The organism is Seleniivibrio woodruffii (assembly GCF_029267515.1).
Taxonomy (GTDB): Bacteria; Chrysiogenota; Deferribacteres; order Deferribacterales; family Geovibrionaceae; genus Seleniivibrio; species Seleniivibrio woodruffii_A.
Window position 1 is genome coordinate 47,686 of sequence record NZ_JAJUIS010000002.1, and the last position, 17,158, is coordinate 64,843.

20 protein-coding genes are annotated in these 17,158 nt (G+C 45.6%); 12 read left to right on the forward strand and 8 right to left on the reverse strand.

Features of this window, described 5'->3' with window-relative positions:
- The first annotated feature begins 60 nt into the window (after positions 1-60).
- From Q7P67_RS02765 to Q7P67_RS02805, 9 genes are read left to right on the forward strand one after another with little or no spacing between them, the layout of a single operon-like run.
- Entirely contained in the window at positions 61-1,521 is a 1,461-nt protein-coding gene (locus Q7P67_RS02765; RefSeq protein WP_303850358.1) for an HD domain-containing phosphohydrolase, read from the forward strand.
- Complete coding sequence (locus Q7P67_RS02770; protein ID WP_303850359.1) at positions 1,518-1,871, forward strand: response regulator; 354 nt, start codon at positions 1,518-1,520, stop codon at positions 1,869-1,871. The genes Q7P67_RS02765 and Q7P67_RS02770 overlap by 4 nt, the downstream gene beginning before the upstream one ends.
- Complete coding sequence (locus Q7P67_RS02775; protein WP_303850360.1) at positions 1,864-2,619, forward strand: biotin--[acetyl-CoA-carboxylase] ligase; 756 nt, start codon at positions 1,864-1,866, stop codon at positions 2,617-2,619. Before Q7P67_RS02770 ends, Q7P67_RS02775 begins: the two co-directional genes overlap by 8 nt.
- Entirely contained in the window at positions 2,603-3,379 is a 777-nt protein-coding gene (locus tag Q7P67_RS02780; protein ID WP_303850361.1) for a type III pantothenate kinase, read from the forward strand. The genes Q7P67_RS02775 and Q7P67_RS02780 overlap by 17 nt, the downstream gene beginning before the upstream one ends.
- 30 nt (positions 3,380-3,409) lie before the next feature.
- Positions 3,410-4,360, forward strand: a complete 951-nt coding sequence (locus Q7P67_RS02785; protein ID WP_303850362.1) for a helix-turn-helix domain-containing protein — start codon at positions 3,410-3,412, stop codon at positions 4,358-4,360.
- A 55-nt stretch (positions 4,361-4,415) separates the two neighbouring features.
- Positions 4,416-5,225 carry a hypothetical protein gene (locus Q7P67_RS02790; RefSeq protein ID WP_303850363.1) on the forward strand — a complete coding sequence of 270 codons (810 nt, stop codon included), beginning with the start codon at positions 4,416-4,418 and terminating at the stop codon, positions 5,223-5,225.
- Positions 5,226-5,227: 2 nt separating this feature from the next.
- Complete coding sequence (locus Q7P67_RS02795) at positions 5,228-6,409, forward strand: cysteine desulfurase family protein (protein ID WP_303850364.1); 1,182 nt, start codon at positions 5,228-5,230, stop codon at positions 6,407-6,409.
- A 25-nt stretch (positions 6,410-6,434) separates the two neighbouring features.
- Positions 6,435-6,869 (forward strand): Fe-S cluster assembly scaffold protein NifU, encoded by a 435-nt coding sequence (nifU, locus tag Q7P67_RS02800; RefSeq protein ID WP_303850365.1) that lies wholly within the window; start codon positions 6,435-6,437, stop codon positions 6,867-6,869.
- A gap of 15 nt (positions 6,870-6,884) precedes the next feature.
- Positions 6,885-7,112, forward strand: coding sequence for a NifU family protein (locus Q7P67_RS02805; RefSeq protein WP_303850366.1), 228 nt, complete (start codon positions 6,885-6,887; stop codon positions 7,110-7,112).
- Positions 7,113-7,313: 201 nt separating this feature from the next.
- Here Q7P67_RS02805 and Q7P67_RS02810 read toward each other — a convergent pair whose 3' ends face one another.
- The 8 genes from Q7P67_RS02810 to hemE form a co-directional block, all read right to left on the reverse strand.
- On the reverse strand, positions 7,314-7,733 hold the full coding sequence (locus tag Q7P67_RS02810) for an HPP family protein (protein WP_303850367.1): 420 nt from the start codon (positions 7,731-7,733) through the stop codon (positions 7,314-7,316).
- Positions 7,734-7,743: 10 nt separating this feature from the next.
- Positions 7,744-9,630: an acyl-CoA synthetase gene (locus tag Q7P67_RS02815; protein ID WP_303850368.1), complete on the reverse strand. Its 1,887-nt coding sequence runs from the start codon at positions 9,628-9,630 to the stop codon at positions 7,744-7,746.
- Positions 9,631-9,780: 150 nt separating this feature from the next.
- Positions 9,781-10,251 (reverse strand): hypothetical protein, encoded by a 471-nt coding sequence (locus Q7P67_RS02820; protein ID WP_303850369.1) that lies wholly within the window; start codon positions 10,249-10,251, stop codon positions 9,781-9,783.
- A gap of 13 nt (positions 10,252-10,264) precedes the next feature.
- Complete coding sequence (locus Q7P67_RS02825) at positions 10,265-10,681, reverse strand: hypothetical protein (protein WP_303850370.1); 417 nt, start codon at positions 10,679-10,681, stop codon at positions 10,265-10,267.
- 11 nt (positions 10,682-10,692) lie between these two features.
- Positions 10,693-11,283 (reverse strand): UbiX family flavin prenyltransferase, encoded by a 591-nt coding sequence (locus Q7P67_RS02830; protein ID WP_303850371.1) that lies wholly within the window; start codon positions 11,281-11,283, stop codon positions 10,693-10,695.
- Positions 11,280-12,113: a UbiA-like polyprenyltransferase gene (locus tag Q7P67_RS02835; RefSeq protein ID WP_369695986.1), complete on the reverse strand. Its 834-nt coding sequence runs from the start codon at positions 12,111-12,113 to the stop codon at positions 11,280-11,282. The genes Q7P67_RS02830 and Q7P67_RS02835 overlap by 4 nt, the downstream gene beginning before the upstream one ends.
- 122 nt (positions 12,114-12,235) lie before the next feature.
- The gene (hemH, locus tag Q7P67_RS02840) at positions 12,236-13,183 is read right to left on the reverse strand and encodes a ferrochelatase (protein WP_303850373.1); all 948 of its coding nucleotides are present in this window, start codon (positions 13,181-13,183) and stop codon (positions 12,236-12,238) included.
- Positions 13,180-14,193 (reverse strand): uroporphyrinogen decarboxylase, encoded by a 1,014-nt coding sequence (gene hemE / locus Q7P67_RS02845; protein WP_303850374.1) that lies wholly within the window; start codon positions 14,191-14,193, stop codon positions 13,180-13,182. Before hemE ends, hemH begins: the two co-directional genes overlap by 4 nt.
- A 174-nt stretch (positions 14,194-14,367) precedes the next feature.
- Between hemE and serA the strand changes: the two genes are divergently transcribed.
- The 3 genes from serA to Q7P67_RS02860 are packed head-to-tail and all read left to right on the forward strand — an operon-like array spanning position 14,368 to position 17,149.
- Positions 14,368-15,993: a phosphoglycerate dehydrogenase gene (gene serA / locus Q7P67_RS02850; protein WP_303850375.1), complete on the forward strand. Its 1,626-nt coding sequence runs from the start codon at positions 14,368-14,370 to the stop codon at positions 15,991-15,993.
- Positions 15,993-16,385 (forward strand): secondary thiamine-phosphate synthase enzyme YjbQ, encoded by a 393-nt coding sequence (locus tag Q7P67_RS02855; protein WP_303850376.1) that lies wholly within the window; start codon positions 15,993-15,995, stop codon positions 16,383-16,385. Before serA ends, Q7P67_RS02855 begins: the two co-directional genes overlap by 1 nt.
- Positions 16,385-17,149, forward strand: a complete 765-nt coding sequence (locus Q7P67_RS02860; protein WP_303850377.1) for a DpnI domain-containing protein — start codon at positions 16,385-16,387, stop codon at positions 17,147-17,149. Before Q7P67_RS02855 ends, Q7P67_RS02860 begins: the two co-directional genes overlap by 1 nt.
- Positions 17,150-17,158 lie beyond the last annotated feature (9 nt).

Sequence of the window (17,158 nt, forward strand, 5' to 3'; positions counted from 1 at the left end):
TTCTTTTGCGTGTGAACAAAAACTGTTATAATACATAAAATATCAAACAGGGCTGCTTTAATGATTACCGAAAACGGTTTTATTGAACTCGCGTACTCCCTTGTGAGGATTCGCGATCTTGACGAATTGCTTGATACTATGCTCGGAAGAATCAGAAATATGCTTTCTGCGGATGCCGGCAGTATTTTCATTTATGACGAAGATCACGACGAACTGATTTTCAGTTATACCCAGAATGATTCCATTGACCTCCCGTTTAAGAAATTCCGCATGAAGGCGAATGAACAGAGCATCGCAGGGTTCTGCGCAGTCCGCAACAGTCTGATAAAGCTGGATGACGTTTACAACCTTGATACGAAATTTCCGTTTAAATTTAACAGCAGTTTTGACGAAATGTCCGGCTACCGCACAAAATCCATGCTGGTTTTCCCGATTAACGACATAAACGGAAGGCTGATAGGTATTTTACAGCTTATAAATAAAAAGATTAAGGATGTTCCCGTTAATAATGAAACTGTTGAGGAGGCTGTATCAGCCTTTAATGCGCAGGATGAAACCACAGCACATTCTCTTAGCGGAATAGTCGGCATGGCTCTTGAGAACGCGCTTCTTTACGACAGCATCGAGTCGATGTGGGAGGGCTTCATTCAGGCGTGCATGACGGCGATAGACTCCCGCGACCCTGTTACAGGCGGACACAGTGAACGCGTGACCACACTCACCATGGCAATTGCAGAAGCGATGAGCGACGACACGGAAACATTTCCGAACTTCGTTCTTACACCTGAGCAGCTTCGCTCGCTTAAATATTCGTGTATGCTCCATGATTTCGGAAAACTGGTTATCAGCGAGAATATACTGCAGAAAGCTGATAAGCTGTATCCCGGAATGATGGATGTCATAAGATACCGTTTCGGTATGGCAAAAGCAGTGGCAAGGGCGGAGGGAAAACCACAGGAAGTTCTTGCTGAGCTGGACACTCTGCTTGAAAAGGTCTATATGGCGAATATTCCCACTGTTCTGGATGAAGACACGGCAGCCGGAATAGACAAATGTCTCAATTATATATTCGAAGACATCGATGGTCATAAACACCAGCTTCTCACTGAAAAGGAATATAACTATCTCAGTATAAAACGCGGCTCTCTTACACCCAGCGAAAGGGATATCATTGAAAGCCACGTCAAGCATACATATGAGTTTCTCAGCAAGATTCCATGGACAAAGGAACTTAAACAGGTGCCCACTGTTGCTGCTATGCACCATGAAAAACTGAACGGTAACGGATATCCGTTCGCTCTGCGCGGAGATGAAATATCCGCACAGGGACGGATAATGGCAATAGCCGATATTTATGATGCACTTACGGCACAGGACAGACCGTATAAAAAAGCTATGCCCGTTGAAAAAGCATGTGCTATACTCATGGAGGAAGCAGAACGAAACGTTCTGGATATTGACATTGTCAAATTCTTCATTAAATATGAGATATACAAATGCCTTGACAGGAGGGTGAATTGAAAACGCTATTAGTTGTGGATGACGACGAAAACATAAGGCTTATTCTGCGTGAAGAGTTCTGTTTTGCAGGCTTTAACGTTGTTACCGCAGTTGACGGAGAGGAAGGACTTGTGGCTTTCAACGAGCAGGCAATAGACATCGTTATCCTTGACTTGGACATGCCTAAGTTAACCGGGGAAGAGGTTGCCATGAAACTGAAAAATCAGGCGCCGGAAGTCCCCGTTATCATCTATACAGGAAATCCCGAAAGACTGGAACAGCATATCGGGCTTAAATATAACGCCGTGGTTCTTAAATCAAGCGGCATAGAAGAGCTGGTCACAAAGGTTACAGAACTGGCAAATGTTTGATATTGCCCTGTATGAAAGTTTCCGCGGGAAATCCGGCGGAATAATCGCACTTGATTGTGTCGATTCAACAAACGCTTATGCGGTTTCCGGCAGTTTTCCTGCGTTCACCGTTATAACAGCCGAAGAACAGACCGCCGGACGCGGGCGCAGCGGGCGCAAATGGCACGGCGCAAAAGGTCTTAATCTTTATTTTTCAATAGTTCTAAGCGGAATTGAACCGCAGAAACTCCTCCCTATGAACATCTTTGCAGGATACATCCTTGCCGATACCCTTCAAGATATCGCCGATGTCAGGATAAAATGGCCCAACGATCTGATAGCTGGCGGGAAAAAGCTGGCGGGTATACTCATGGAAACGTCATTTTCAGGTGGAAATCTGGAAAAGGCAGTGCTGGGAATCGGTCTTAATATCAATATTGACGAACTGCCGGAAGAGATTTCACAGATGGCTACATCTCTTAAAATCTTAACAGGGAGAAATTTTGTCAGGGAAGAACTCTTAGCCTTATTTATGAACAATCTTGAGGGGAAATACGACGATTTTATAACAGGGCGGATAAATTTAGTAAAACTTTGGTCTGATTACTCCGCTTTTCTTGACAAAAAGATTTCTATACATAAAGATGGAGTTAAAACTCAATACACCGAAAGGGGTATTGATCAGTTCGGCTGTCTCAGGGCGGAAAATTCCCTCGGAAAGCTGGAAACTATCGTAACCGGAGATATCGGATATGATTTTTGCCGTTGATATTGGCAACACCAACATTGTAATAGGCATTTTTGAAAAGGGCAGCAATAACATTGTCTGCAATTTTCGCGTTCAGTCGAGCACAAGCAGAACAACAGACGAATACGCAGCAATAATAATGAGACTGATGGAGAGTGAGGGTGTTAAGCCTGAGGACATCTCCGGAGTTATAGTTGCGAGTGTCGTCCCAAGACTTATCTTCACATTCACAAAATTCGCAAGAAAATATCTTGATAAAGAGGCTCTGGTGATAGCTCCCGGAGTTAAAACAGGTATATCCATTAAGATGGAAAACCCGAAAGAGGTCGGTGCGGACAGAATCGTCAATGCTGTCGCCGCCAAGGTAAAATACGGTTATCCGGCGATAGTCGTTGATTTCGGTACGGCGACAACGTTCGATGTTATCAGCCGTCAGGGTGACTACATCGGCGGAGTGATCTGTCCCGGAATAAAGCTGTCCTCCCAGATACTCCACTCGAACACGGCAAAACTGCCGGAAGTGGAGATTGAGCGGGTGGACACCATCATAGGAAAGAATACTATTCATTCAATACAGTCCGGCATCTACTACGGTTATCTGGAGATGGTGGACGGCATTATCCGCAGGATACTTGCCGAGGAGTTCGAGGGCGAGGTGATCCCTGTCATCTCCACCGGAGGACTAGGCAGTGTTTTTGCCGGCGAAAGCAGGTATATAAAGCGGTATGAACCTAATCTGACTCTTGAGGGTCTGAAGATTATCTACGAAAAAAATATTTAACGGCTTAATATCGGGCCGATGGCGGGGAAAATGAGCAAACTCGGATCATTAATGAAAGAGACCAGAGAAGCGCAGGGACTAAGTTACGAAAAAGTCACTCAGGATACCAGAATGAGTGAGGATATAATAAAACAGCTCGAAGACGGCGGTTTCGCCGACCTTCCTTCATATAACCACGCAAAAAACTTCGTGAGAAACTATGCTGAATATCTCGGAATGGACACAGATGAAGTTTTTAACCTGCTTCAGGACGAGTGTACCCGTGAAAACTTCACCAAAGAACCCCAGATTGTTTTCAGCCACGAATTTCCACCCAAAGAGGAGCTGCAGGAGACCTCCGCGACGATGAAATACATCCTGCCGGTTGTGGTTGTTGCTCTGGTAATCTTTGCCGGAACAAAACTTTTTCTCTCTGTTAAAGGTGATAAGAAAGCTCCCGAATCAGTTGCCGTTGAACAGCAGGTTCCGCAGCAGCAGGCAGAGCCTCAGGCTCCCGCTCAGGAGGATACAACCTTTAACACTGTTGACCCCAAAACAGTTGAAAAGACCATAGAAGAGGTCAACGCTGCCGAAGAAAAAGCTCAGGCTGACGCTGACGCAGAGGTTAAACCGGAGGACGCTGCAAAAACAGCCGAAACCGGAACAGCCGAAACTACTGACAAAGATAAGAAAGATGAAAAGACAAAAGAAAATAAAGCGGTCAAAACAGGCAACCTTGCTGTTCTCAACTTTGCGGACGTTTGCTGGGTCCACGTTAAATCCGACACCGGCGAAGAGCTTGATTTCATAGCAAGCAGAGGCAGCCAGAAAGAGATATCCTTCAAACAATACTTTATTTTAGACGTTGGCAATGCTGCAGTGGCATCTGTGAACTTCAACGGCAAAACCATTGCAGGTCTTGGCGGGTATAAACAGCCTGCAAAAGGGCTGAAATTTGAGCCGAATGAATCAGGTGCGCTCAAATATACCGTTGTAAAATAAGTCTTGAAATAATCCGACATCAGCTTATTCTATTAAAGACAAGAAAGGTGTTTTTATGCGTCAATTTTCCGTATCTGTTTATGCTAATGAAAATCTCATTCTTTCCGAAGTGCTTGGGAAACTGGAGGATGAATTTCCGTTAACAAGTATTTCAGTTTACGGCAACAGTCTCGCAAACACGACCCTAACAACTGCGACAAATGAATACGATGTTTTTCCCGCCGGAATGATCAAGGGCGACGATATCCTCCTTGTCCTTTCCGATCCGAAAGAGGACATTGAAATACTGAAACAGTTCGAAGGGGACATTGTGGATTTCACAGGTGCTATGACAGGTGAGGACGTTTATCGTGTTGAAGAACCCATAGCCTACCTTATAAACGCAGTGCAGATTAAGCCGGAGGATATGGAGGCGGTTGCACTTCTGCCGGCGGCTGTGTTCGGAAAAAGCGGTGTGGACGACATGATCAGCCAGACAAGAGAGCTTTTCACTTTTAGCAATTCCGAAACAAAGATTTTTGAGGAAAGACTTCCTTTCAATCTGTTTTTTTCGGATGCGGGCACAGGTTTTCTTGCCGGTTTCAGACAGAAGATAACGGCTGAAACAGGCGTGGATGTGGACATTAGAATGGGAGCAATTTCAACCGGATTTGTTCTTGACTTATATTTTAAAAAAGATGTAAATAAGGACTTCGGATATATTACTGAATCAGTAGGATTTGTCCCGACAATGGCGGATGTGTGCGCAAGAAAGCGCCCTGTCACGGTTTTCAGGTCTAAAAACAGAATCAGCATAGCCGGAGACTACATAAACATAATCGGTTCGCAGATAACCGACGCATTCAAAGACATCATTGGAGAATAAACATGATATATCTCGACAATGTTGCAGGAACCAAACCTGACGCAAGAGTGGTTGAAAAAATGCTTTCATTTTACACAGAGCATTACGGGAACCCCTCCGCGCATTTCTATCCCATCGGTCGGGAGGCTTTCGAGGCTATGGAAGCGGCAAGGGGAGAGGTTGCCTCTTTTATAAATGCGAAAGCGGAGGAGATCGTTTTCACCTCCTGCGGAACAGAGTCCAATAACCTTGCTGTCAAAGGATTTCTGAAAAATCCGAAAAACAGCGGTAAACATGTCATTATCAGCGAGATTGAGCATTTTTCAGTGGATTCCACGGTTACAAAGCTCATTAACGACGGATACCAGATAACAAAGCTGAAAGTTGACGATTCAGGACTCGTTAACCCTGACGACCTGAAAAATGCCATCAGAAAGGACACTGCGCTGGTTTCCATTCAGCACACCAATCCTGAGATAGGCACAATACAATATACCGACAGACTCGGTGCGGTATGCCGCGAAGCGGGAGTTGCGTTCCATGTGGATGCCATTGCCGCTGCTGGTTTCTCAGAGCTGGATGTAAAATCACTTAACTGCGATATGCTCTCCATCGCGTCACAGAATTTCTATGGTCCCAGAGGCGCAGCCGCTCTTTACATCCGCGAGGGTGTGAAGGTAAGCGGTCTCATGGACGGCGGACATCAGGAGCGAGGCTACAGAAGCGGATCTGAGAACGTTCCTGCGATCGTTGGTATGGGCGAGGCAGCGCGGATAGCGAAAGCTGAGATGGGCATCTGGGTTCCTGAACTCGTAAGACTGCAGAAACAGCTTTGGGACGGACTCGGCGGGATGTTCGATTTCCTGCATTTCACAGGGAACAAAGACAGACGCAGACCCGGACACGTCAGCTTCTGGATTGAATACATTGAAGGCGAATCGCTGCTTATGTGGCTTTCGCTTAAAGGATTTGCATGTGCAAGCGGTTCCGCCTGCTCGTCAAATATACTTGCGGAAGATGAGGAAGACCTCGCGGCTTCATACGTTCTTACGGCTGTTGGGGTTCCCAGCGACATATGTGCAGGTTCCCTCGGTATGTCCATGTCAAAATACAACACACAAGACGACATTGATAATGTGCTGAAAGTTATGCCCGAAACGGTGCAGAGACTTTGCGAGATGTCGCCGATGTACAACAGAAAATAGAGCTTCTTAAAACAGGAGGAGAACAATGGCTAAAGGACCTTACAGCGATAAAGTTATGGATCATTTCATGAACCCCAGAAACATGGGTGAAATATCAGACGCAAACGGCGTCGGCGAAGTGGGAAACCCCGCTTGCGGCGACGTTATGAAAATATTCCTGAAAATCAACGACGATCAGGTTTGCGAAGACGTTAAATTCAAAACATTCGGCTGCGGCGCGGCTATCGCTTCCAGCTCTATGGCTACTGAGCTTATGATAGGTAAAAAGGTTGAAGAGCTTCTTGCTCTCACAAATCAGGCTATCGTAGATGCTCTTGACGGACTGCCCCCCGCTAAGATACACTGTTCTGTGATGGCTGAGGAAGCTATCGAGGAAGCACTTAAAAACTATTTCAAATCCAAAGGACAGGATCCTGCGATAGTTGATGAGATGAAAGCGAAAATTAAAAAAGAGAATTAATACGGAGGATATACGATGAGCCTTAGAGAAAAAGTTGAAGAAGTTCTGGATCAGGTTAGACCCACTCTTCAGGCGGACGGCGGAGACATCACTCTCCTTGACGTTTCCGAAGACGGCATTGTTAAAGTTCAGCTCACAGGAGCTTGCGGTTCCTGCCCCTTCAGCACAATGACACTGAAACACGGTGTTGAAGCAAGACTGAAGGATATGATTCCTGAAGTTAAAGAGGTTCTTTCAATATAACTAAAGGCGGTCAAATTGACCGCCTTTCTTATTTTATCGTTTATATGCTGCGCATTACTGCGTCAGCCTTTCCTCAGAACTGTTCACATACTCATATGTATGCTCGCAGCCCGTTCGTCAATTCTTCCTTGTTCTGCTTGCATCTAAACAATAAAGTTCCATCTGCTGCGCGTTATTGCGTCAGCTGACGCCTGATTAATCTTAAAGTTTGTGCAGAAGCGCCTTGAGTATATCACCCAGAGAAACAAGACCCACAAGTTTCCCCTCTTCGTCTACAACGGGGAGTCTGTGGCGGAATTTTTCCAGAATCACAGTGGCTGCCTCTTCAACAGTGGCGTCGGGTCCTATGGTCACAGCGGGCATGTGCATAACACGTTTGACAGGCTCGGCGGTCAGTTCTCTCACATCCACAAGTGGGATGTACTGAGCCTCATTAAGAATGTCAGGCAGCGCCTTTGCAATATCTGCTTCGCTGAAGGTGCCGAGCACCTTATTGTTTTTGTCCACTACAGGCAGACCGGAAAAATTTTTCTTTCTGATGCGGAGGATTACTTCCTTAATAGTTTCATCCGGACCGGCTGTCACCACATTTGTGGTCATAATATCACGAACTTTCATCATCACTCCTGTGTTACATCTGCATAGCAATTTCTTTAAGTATATCGCGCAGTATCACCCCGTCGGGAGACTTTGGTATCATCCGCGTGAACCTGATATCGCCAGGCATAGCAATTTCGCCAATTTCATTAAGTATTGTTTCTTTTATTTCCCTGATAATCTGGTCGTTGTAACTTTCGTCTTTCTTATCCTTCAGCACGCAGAATGCGATGAGCTTTTCGCCCCGTTTTTCATCAACAACGTTGATTATGGCACATTCTTTTACTTTAGGATATTTTCTGACGGCATCTTCGATCTCCAACAGGCTCATTCTTTTCCCTCCGATGTGGAACACATCATCTAAACGACCTGTGAGGACCATATTAAAATTATCGTCATACTGCCCGCCATCACCAGTACTGAAATATGGTTTCGACTGGGCATCTTTTTTCCAATACAGTTTTTCAAATAAACCGGATTGTCCGAAAACAGACTTCGCAAGTGGTGCGAAAGGACCGTTTAATACAATTTCACCTTGAGTATTGCCTATATCTATAACATTTTTTGAAGTTTTGTCCAGTAAAACCGCGGGTACTCCAGGCAAATGTTTTCCTACAGTTCCATATTCGACGTCGTTATATCCTGCTATTGAAGCGAAAATAGCTCCTCCTGCCTCTGTCATTGAATAGATGTCAAATATGACTGCGCGGCTGGAACAGAGTTTTACAGAGACCCACTCTAAAACTTCCTCACGCATTTTTTCTCCTCCGGTGGCCACCATTTCAAGTGCGTGAAGATCTCTGAATATCTTTTTTTTCTGACTTGCGTTCATTAGTGATTGCAGTGCGGAGGGCGTTGTGTACAGTTTATTAACGCTGTATTTGCTGCATGTGTCGAAGAAGTTTTTAGCGTTGTCTATGCTGATGGTGTCTTCGCAGACAAGCACTGTCTGCCCCGCCATGAGCGGTCCGTACACCTGATATGAGTGTCCGGTTATCCATGATATATCGGCTGTACACCAGTAGGTGTCTGTATCTTTTTTATCAAACAGCATAAGATAGGACAGGTACGCCCATAGCATATACCCGCCGTAGGAGTATGAGAGAGCCTTCGGTTCGCCCATAGCAGTTGAAGTATAAAGCATGAACATCGTATCTTCTGCGTGCACCGGTACAATCTTCAGCTCTGATGCGTCGCTGTGAACCTCGTCTGAGATAAGGTCGTGATACCAGAGGTCTCGCAGCGGCTTCATATGGACACGTTTTCCTGTTCTGGTAACGACAATGCAGTATTTGGGGTTGTGGCTGCACTTTGCAAGCGCGTTGTCCAGTTTCTCTTTCATATTGACGTGTCCTCCGGTGACGGACTCGTCGGAAGTTACAATTATTGATGGTTTACAATCGCTTATTCTGTCTGCGAGTGATTCGGCGGAATAGCTGGCATGGTAGAGTACATGCACAGCGCCTATGCTTGAGCAGGCAAGCATAAAAACGATAAGCTCAGGCATGTTCGGCATATGGATGAGTATCCTGTCGCCTTTCTTAATACCAAGTTTCATCAGTGCCGCGGAGCATTTTATCACTTCGGAATAGAGAGACTGGTATGTGTGTACGCTCTGGGTTCCGTCGCTGCCGACCCAGATGATTGCCGCTTTGTTTTTTGCGTGTGTTTTAAGATGCTTTATTAAAATATTTTTTATGGGGCACAGTTTCCCTCCTTTAAAGAAGGTATAGCCGCCTGTTAGATCCGGTGATACAGCGTGTTTGAATTTTTCTTCCCATATGAGAAAACGCGTGCCGAGATATTCATACATTTCGTTATAATCTGTGAACGACTCAATGCGTTTGAGTTCGTGAAAGGACAGCTCAGATCTGTCGAAGTGTGCGAAATTGGCTTTAAGTTTTTCTATATGCTTGCTCATGCTAGGCTCCGCAGGCGTGATTTTAATATAACATTATTTCGGATGGCAATAATAAAAGCAAACATATTTTTTATTTTTGTGAGCATGTTCTTATAATAGCACAAGAGCTGAAAAAAAGAAGGCAGACTTTAAAGTCTGCCTGAAAGATTTTTATTTAAGATATAACGTTATCTCACCCGTTATAGGCTCGATGTCCACATGTCCGACAGGCATATCGCGGTTGAGAAAGCTGTCCTCCTGTATAGGAGTGAAGGCGTATTCCAGTTTAACAGAGTCAATATCGTCTTTGGGAAGAACAACAGAGAACTCTTTGGCGCTTCTGTTTTTCAGGTTGCCGAGGCTTTTATAGGTATAATTTCCCATCTTTTTGAACTGCGATTCGTCAAACTGAACGCTCAGATTGCGCATGAACAGATTTCCTGTGTTTTTTATGCTCATCATGAGTATCTGACCCTCTGGAGCATCCTTTATCTCATAATATACGGTGAGGTAGTCGTCCTTCGCGGAATTATCATACCTCTCTGCAAGCTCTCTTGCCGGCTGATACTGCATGGAGGAAACGTCCATACATCCGCCCATAAAAAATACAGATGCCAACAGAACCATTATATACTTTTTCATGACAGGCTCCTTATCAGCCGGGTCGGTTGATGTAATCCTCGTGCGGGTCTCTTTCTTCGTCGTCGTCCGCCGCTTGCGGGGTGACAGGTGCAGCTGTTACAGCGGGCTGATCCGGAGCCGCCTGTGCAGGCTGTGCCGCCGTTTTAGGTGCGGCATCTCTGTCCACATATTCGGTTTCGGTAAGCTCGCACTCTTTGATAGCGATTTTTTTATCCATTTCAAGAATATACGAATAGTCCGGTTCGAAGGTTTCCGCCTTCAGCTCGCCGTTTTGTATCATCTGCAAAACCTTATTGCCTATGACCTTAACGCGTTCATCACGTTTCTTTTTCAGGTTTGTGATGTCGATCTTGATACTTCCGGTCTTCGCGAGTTTCTGTATCTCTTCGACACCTTTTTCAAAAGTCTCTTTCAGCCAGCTACCGGGCATGATATCCCCCTTTACACGCTTTCGGGCTTTTCGCCCCATCTCTTATATAAGTTATGCTCTATTTCTATTATATCAAATATTTTTCCTGTTACAAAAGAGATAAGTTCACTGATTTCAGACGGATTGTGATAAAAAGCGGGCGCTGCGGGTAAAATTACCGCTCCGGCGCGGGTGAGAAGCGCCATATTTTCAAGATGGATGAGGTTCAGAGGCATCTCGCGGAATAGAATAACCAGTTTTCTGCGCTCTTTCATGGCGACGTCGGCACAGCGCTCTATAAGATTTGAGCTTATCCCGCCTGCCGCTCTGCCTACAAATCCCATGGATGCCGGAGCCACTATGTATGAATCCACTCTGAAAGAACCGCTTGAAACGGGTGCAGCAAAGTTTTTGTGATCATACAGAGCTGCTTCAGCGCCTATATCAGATAAAAAATCCTTAGGTGAGGCATAATTTTTATTCAGTTCCAGGTTGATGTTCGTCAGCGCATCAGGAGTAATGCACAGGTGCAGTTCACAGCCGTGTGCGGGCAGCTTTTCTATCAGGTCTTTGGCATATACCGCGCCGCTGGCTCCTGTCACTCCCAGAAAAACACGTTTCATATCATCCTCTTAACCATAATGTCGATGAAAGTGAATATGCAGATGGTAACGCTTATGTATGCGTTCAGGTTAAAGAACGCCATCCCCAGCTTTGAAAGGTCTGAGGGCTTGATTATTGAGTGCTGATAGACCATAAATCCACCGGAGAGCAGTATCCCCGCCAGATAAACGTAGCCCATGTCGAAATAGTGCCATGTATAGAAGAAAAGAGCGAATGCTACGAGGTGGAAAACCCTTGCCAGCATAAGCGATTTTGCAAGCCCCAGAAAGCGGGGGATGCTGAACAGACCTTCGCTTCTGTCAAAATCTATATCCTGACAGGCATATACGATATCGAAGCCTGATACCCAGAAGAGCACTGCAAGCCCCAGCATACTGATACCGAGGTTTACGTTGCCTGTAACGGCAGCCCATGCGCCTATGGGGGCAATTCCAAGGGCGATACCCAGAACTATATGACATAAAAAGGTAAATCTTTTTGTATATGAGTAGAGAAGAAAGACAATGAACGGCACTGGTGAAAGATAAAAGCAGAGCGGATTTAACAGGTATGCCGCGAAGAAATAGAGTGCGAACGACAGCACGACGTAGAGCGATGCCTCTGTGACGGATATCTTTCCGGCGGGGATGTCTCTTTTTTCCGTGCGGGGGTTGCGTGCATCTATTTTGGCATCCGCGATGCGGTTAAAGCCCATTGCGCCGCTTCTTGCGCCCAGAACGGCAAGAGCAATAAGCCCCACTGTGCGCATGTCCGGTAGCCCGTCCGCCGCAAGAAACATTCCTGTGAATGCGAAGGGCAGAGCGAACAGTGTGTGCTCAACCTTTATCATACTTAAAAACGTTTTTAATTTTTCCACTGATTCACCATTTTATGAGATTGCCACACCTGCTTTGCAGGTTCACAATAGCGTGCGGGTGTCTCTGCGAGGAGCGGAGCGACGCGGCAGTCTCATCAATTTAGTATTACGTCTAAAATCGCCGCCGCGAAATCGTCGCTGTCGTTAAGGCTTTCTATGCGGACAATATTCAGTCCGCTCTTTTTATATTCGGGGATATACTGTTCGTCAAGTTCTATAAGTGTTTCGATGTGGTCGGATACGAAAGATATGGGCACAACGATAACATTATCAACGCCTTCCTCCGCAAGCCTTTTCAGTTCGCGGTCGGTGTAGGGTGAAACCCACTTAACCGGTCCCGTGCGGCTTTGAAACGCAAGCCCATGGGATTTCGGGTTGGTTTTGGAGATGAGATACGCCGCCTGTTCGTTTATATGGTGTGTGTATTCGTCGCCCTTTGCCACCGTGTATTCCGGCAGTGAGTGGGCGGAGAAGAGAATATGACATTCTGAAAGCGGTTTGCCAAGTTTTTCAGCGGCTGAGAAGATTCTGTCGGTGATGCACTTGTTGTACTTCTCGTTCATGTGCCAGTATTTTTTGACAATCATGTTTCCTTTTGGTTTCGGCAGCGGGTCGAATCTGTCGAAACAGGCGCCCGTAGTGGTGTATGAATACTGCGGGTACATTGTGGTGACGTAGATATTTTCAAACTCCTGTCCCTCAAGCTCCTTGAGTGAGTCTTTGATATACGGATGGTAATAGCACATACCGATGGAGCTTATGATCTCTCTGCCTGTGATGCGCTGATATTCGGGTTTAATCTTTTTTAGGAGTTTTTTTAAATGAGGAAGCTGGGGGGAGTGCCCGCCCAGCTTCATATATTCGGGTGCTACCTTTACGGAGCGTTTTTTCGCGATTTTTCTGGCGATGAAGTTCTGCAGAAGCCCGCCCACATGGAAATCTATGATGGTTCGGTCGGAGAAGAGGTTGTAAAGGAACTCCTCTATTCCCTCAATGCTGTCCGGTCCGCCCATATACATTATGTAGAGCAGGTCTTTTTTCATGCCAGTCCTTTGACTATTTTAACGAGGTAGTCCACGTTTTCAACTGGAGTGGGCGGCAGGATGCCGTGTCCGAGGTTGAAGATGTGTCCTTTCAGCGTTCTGCCTTCCTCAAGAATCTTCTCAGCCTGCTCTTTGATAGCCTCTTTTGAGCCGAAGAGCAGAACGGGATCGAAGTTGCCCTGAAGAACGTATTTTCCGCTGCCGAGTTTTGCGTCGGCATCAACAAGTCTGGTTTTCCAGTCAACGCCCATGCCTGCGCAGTTCAGCTTTCCGATTGTGTCATAGAAGCTGTACGCATCTTTTGCAAAGTAGATGAGCGGAGCGCCTTTTATGTTGTCGGCTATATGCTTAACATAGGGGAATACGAATTTTTCATAGTCATAGGGGGAGAGAACGCCCGCCCATGTGTCGAACATCTGAACGACGTGCGCGCCTGCGTCTATCTGTGCCTGAAGGTATTTCAGTGTTGAGGATGCGAGTTTTTCCATCAGAACTGCGTATGCTTTGGGTTCTGTGTGCATCATTATTTTAATATGCTCGAAGTTCTTTGAACCTTTACCTTCGACCATGTAACAGGCGAGGGTGAAGGGTGCACCGGAGAAGCCTATCAGCGGTACATCCAGAGCCTTTACAAGCATTTTAACCGTTTCTATTACAAATGGGACGTCCTTTGCAGGGTCTATCTCACGCAGTTTATCGGCATCCGCCAGAGTGCGGACGGGGTTTGCAATTACGGGTGCGGGGTCGAAATCCAGCTTGATTCCCATGGGTTCCACGGGGATAAGGATGTCTGAAAAAAGGATTGCGTTGTCGAATCCGAAAGCGCGGATAGGCTGCAATGTCACTTCCGTGCAGAGTTCGGGTGATTTGCACAGCTCAAGGAAAGTCACCTTGCTGCGCACCTCTCTGTATTCTTTCATGTATCGTCCAGCCTGACGCATGAACCATACGGGGGGTCTGTCTGTTTTTTCGCCGTTAAGGGTTCTCATTAATAAATCGTTGAAAGCCATGTTTTGCTCCGAAATTAAGATTATATATTGATTCCTTAATTCCCGTTCACTGTCAAGTTCTTTTCATATTTAATCCTGAAAATGCAAAATATTCCTATAAATTTAGTATGTTATTCTTGCGTAATTTTACGCGCTTTGGTATTATCATGCTCCTAAATCTTCATATAGAGGGATATGATGGCTAAATTCAAAGTTCTTGTTACCGACCACATCTCACCGGACGGTATAGACATTTTGAGAGCGGAAGGCGACATACAAGTCGATATCATGGCGGGTATCAAGAATGCCGAGCTGAAAAAGATAATAGGCGAGTATGACGCGATAATCACAAGAAGCGGCACGACAGTTGACGCAGATCTTATTGAAAATCCGGGGAAACTGAAGATTATCGGACGTGCAGGCGTAGGTCTTGACAACGTTGATATCGAAGCGGCAAGCATGAAAGGCATTATCGTTATGAACGCCCCCACTGGCAACACACTGGCTGCCTGCGAACTGACCATGGGGATGATGCTTTCCGTGGTTCGTAAGATACCCACCGCAAACCAGGTTACAAAAGCCGGCGAGTGGGACAGAAAAAGATTTATGGGTATGCAGCTTTACAAAAAGACTCTCGCAGTTGTCGGTCTCGGACGTATCGGCGGCAACGTCGCCAAAAGATGCAAGGCTTTCGAAATGAAGGTCGTTGCGTTCGACCCGTATATCAAACAATCAAAAGCGGACGCTCTCGGCGTCGAGCTTTGCGAAACCCTTGAACAGGCTATATCTCAGGCGGATGTTATCACTTTCCACACCCCTCTGACAGAGGAAACAAGAAACCTCATCACGGCAAAAGAGATTTCAAAGATGAAGGACGGTGTCGTTATCATTAACTGCGCGCGCGGCGGTATAGTTAACGAGCTTGACCTTGTTGCTGCCTGCAAATCAGGAAAGGTGCTGGCTGCGGGACTCGACGTTTTCGTAAGCGAACCCCCCGTTAACCACCCCTTCTTCGAAGTTGATAACATATATGTTACTCCTCACATCGGCGCGAACACTCAGGAAGGTCAGTACGGCGTTGCCGTTATTATCGCAGAGCAGGTTAAAAACGCTCTCCACGGACGCTCATACCGCAACGCGGTAAACATTCCTTTCATGAAGTCACAGCTCCCCGAAGAGATGCAGAAATATTTCGAACTCATGGAGAGCATGGGACACCTTGCGGCGCAGGTCGTTAAGGGCAGACCGGAATCAATTGAGTTCACAATGGTCGGACCCAAGTTTGAAGAGGATTTCGGCGAAAGAACGTTCGATACACCCTTTAACTTCCAGCCTTTCACCATTGCAGGTCTGAAAGGTTTTATGGAGGTGGCAGTTAAAGAGAACGTATCCTTCATCAACGCTCCCTACGTTGCAAAAGAGCGCAGCATAGACATACTTGAGACCAGAACCAACTCATATGGTAAATTCAACGATCTCGTTGTCATAAAAGTTAAAACCGACAAAGAGGAAAAGACGCTCGGCGGTACGGTTTTCAATGATGGCATCGGACGTATCCTTACATACGACAACTACTATCTCGACCTTATCGGCGAGGGAACTTATCTGTATTTCAAAAATATGGACAGACCAGGCATGATAGGCAAACTGGGAACCATCCTCGGCAACAACAACATCAACATTGCCGATTTTGAACTCTCCAGAGAAGCCGAAGGAACAGCCGTTGGCTTCGTCCGTGTTGATAACAAGATACCCTCCGAGGTTGTTAAGGAGATTCTCGCCCTCGACGGCATGATGGAAGTTAAAGCCGTCACACTTTAATGATAACACTGAATATCAATACATCTGCCCGCTGTCAGCTTGTGGACATCACCCGTGATGTGGAAAACAGGCTGACAGCCCAAGGGCTGCAGGACGGCATTGTCGTCATCTATACTCCGCACACCACATCGGCAATCACTATCAATGAAAACGCAGACCCCGACGTTCAGACTGATATGAACGCATTTCTTTCAAAACTCATTCCGGTATCAAGGGATTTCAGACACGTTGAAGGGAACTCCGACAGCCACATCAAGGCATCGCTTGTGGGCGCGTCGGAAACTGTGATAGTTGAAAACGGCAGGCTCGTTCTCGGCACATGGCAGGGCATATATTTCTGTGAGTTCGACGGACCCAGAAACCGCAAAGTCCATCTGAAATTCATCGGCTAATGAACACATTTTTTAATCTTAAAAACACTGATAAAGTAAGTTTAAGCCAAATTGTAAGGGTCTCTAGTGAAACGTGGGTTCATGAAAACGGGTTTTGTGCAAACTGTCTCTGCGGTCTTAATAAATTCCCAAATAACAAACCTGTTGCTGATTTTTTCTGTCCTGAGTGCGGAGAACAATTTGAATTGAAATCAAAAAAGAACAAGTTTGGGAATAAAATAACTGATGGTGCCTATGAATCCATGGTTTCCAGAATAAACTCGTCGGATAACCCCAATTTTTTCTTTATGTCATACAACCTCGTTGAAATGACTGTAAATGATTTGATTTTGATTCCTAAACATATTTTTGAAATAAATCTAATTGAGCGCAGAAAACCATTAAATTCAACCGCTAAACGCGCAGGCTGGGTTGGATGTAATATTCTGTTTAATATGATACCGGAATACACAAAAGTATATTACATCAAAAGTGGGTCTGTAATGTCTCGCAATGAAATTAACTTTAAATGGAATCAATTAACTTTTTTCAAATCACAGGATTTACGTGATTCTAAAGGATGGCTGCTGGATGTTATTCTTTGTATCGAAAAGCTAGGAAGAAAAGAATTTAATCTTAATGATATTTATTCATTTGAATCATGGCTAAAGAACAGACATGAAAGAAATAATAATATTCGCGCAAAAATCAGGCAACAGCTTCAAGTGTTGCGGGACAGGCAATATTTAGAATTTACTTCCAGAGGACTTTACAAAGTTCTGTGAAAGTAGCTC

Excerpts from the sequence above, each read along its gene's own strand:
- Q7P67_RS02790 (WP_303850363.1), top strand. The coding sequence starts at position 4,416 with ATGCGTCAATTTTCCGTATCTGTTTATGCTAATGAAAATCTCATTCTT.
- Q7P67_RS02830 (WP_303850371.1), bottom strand. The coding sequence starts at position 11,283 with ATGAAACGTGTTTTTCTGGGAGTGACAGGAGCCAGCGGCGCGGTATAT.
- Q7P67_RS02810 (WP_303850367.1), bottom strand. The coding sequence starts at position 7,733 with ATGATGAAAGTTCGTGATATTATGACCACAAATGTGGTGACAGCCGGT.
- Q7P67_RS02780 (WP_303850361.1), top strand. The coding sequence starts at position 2,603 with ATGATTTTTGCCGTTGATATTGGCAACACCAACATTGTAATAGGCATT.
- Q7P67_RS02805 (WP_303850366.1), top strand. The coding sequence starts at position 6,885 with ATGAGCCTTAGAGAAAAAGTTGAAGAAGTTCTGGATCAGGTTAGACCC.
- Q7P67_RS02785 (WP_303850362.1), top strand. The coding sequence starts at position 3,410 with ATGAGCAAACTCGGATCATTAATGAAAGAGACCAGAGAAGCGCAGGGA.
- Q7P67_RS02835 (WP_369695986.1), bottom strand. The coding sequence starts at position 12,113 with ATGATAAAGGTTGAGCACACACTGTTCGCTCTGCCCTTCGCATTCACA.
- serA (WP_303850375.1), top strand. The coding sequence starts at position 14,368 with ATGATGGCTAAATTCAAAGTTCTTGTTACCGACCACATCTCACCGGAC.
- Q7P67_RS02820 (WP_303850369.1), bottom strand. The coding sequence starts at position 10,251 with ATGAAAAAGTATATAATGGTTCTGTTGGCATCTGTATTTTTTATGGGC.
- Q7P67_RS02795 (WP_303850364.1), top strand. The coding sequence starts at position 5,228 with ATGATATATCTCGACAATGTTGCAGGAACCAAACCTGACGCAAGAGTG.
- nifU (WP_303850365.1), top strand. The coding sequence starts at position 6,435 with ATGGCTAAAGGACCTTACAGCGATAAAGTTATGGATCATTTCATGAAC.
- hemH (WP_303850373.1), bottom strand. The coding sequence starts at position 13,183 with ATGAAAAAAGACCTGCTCTACATAATGTATATGGGCGGACCGGACAGC.
- Q7P67_RS02775 (WP_303850360.1), top strand. The coding sequence starts at position 1,864 with ATGTTTGATATTGCCCTGTATGAAAGTTTCCGCGGGAAATCCGGCGGA.
- Q7P67_RS02825 (WP_303850370.1), bottom strand. The coding sequence starts at position 10,681 with ATGCCCGGTAGCTGGCTGAAAGAGACTTTTGAAAAAGGTGTCGAAGAG.
- Q7P67_RS02815 (WP_303850368.1), bottom strand. The coding sequence starts at position 9,630 with ATGAGCAAGCATATAGAAAAACTTAAAGCCAATTTCGCACACTTCGAC.
- Q7P67_RS02860 (WP_303850377.1), top strand. The coding sequence starts at position 16,385 with ATGAACACATTTTTTAATCTTAAAAACACTGATAAAGTAAGTTTAAGC.
- hemE (WP_303850374.1), bottom strand. The coding sequence starts at position 14,193 with ATGGCTTTCAACGATTTATTAATGAGAACCCTTAACGGCGAAAAAACA.
- Q7P67_RS02855 (WP_303850376.1), top strand. The coding sequence starts at position 15,993 with ATGATAACACTGAATATCAATACATCTGCCCGCTGTCAGCTTGTGGAC.
- Q7P67_RS02765 (WP_303850358.1), top strand. The coding sequence starts at position 61 with ATGATTACCGAAAACGGTTTTATTGAACTCGCGTACTCCCTTGTGAGG.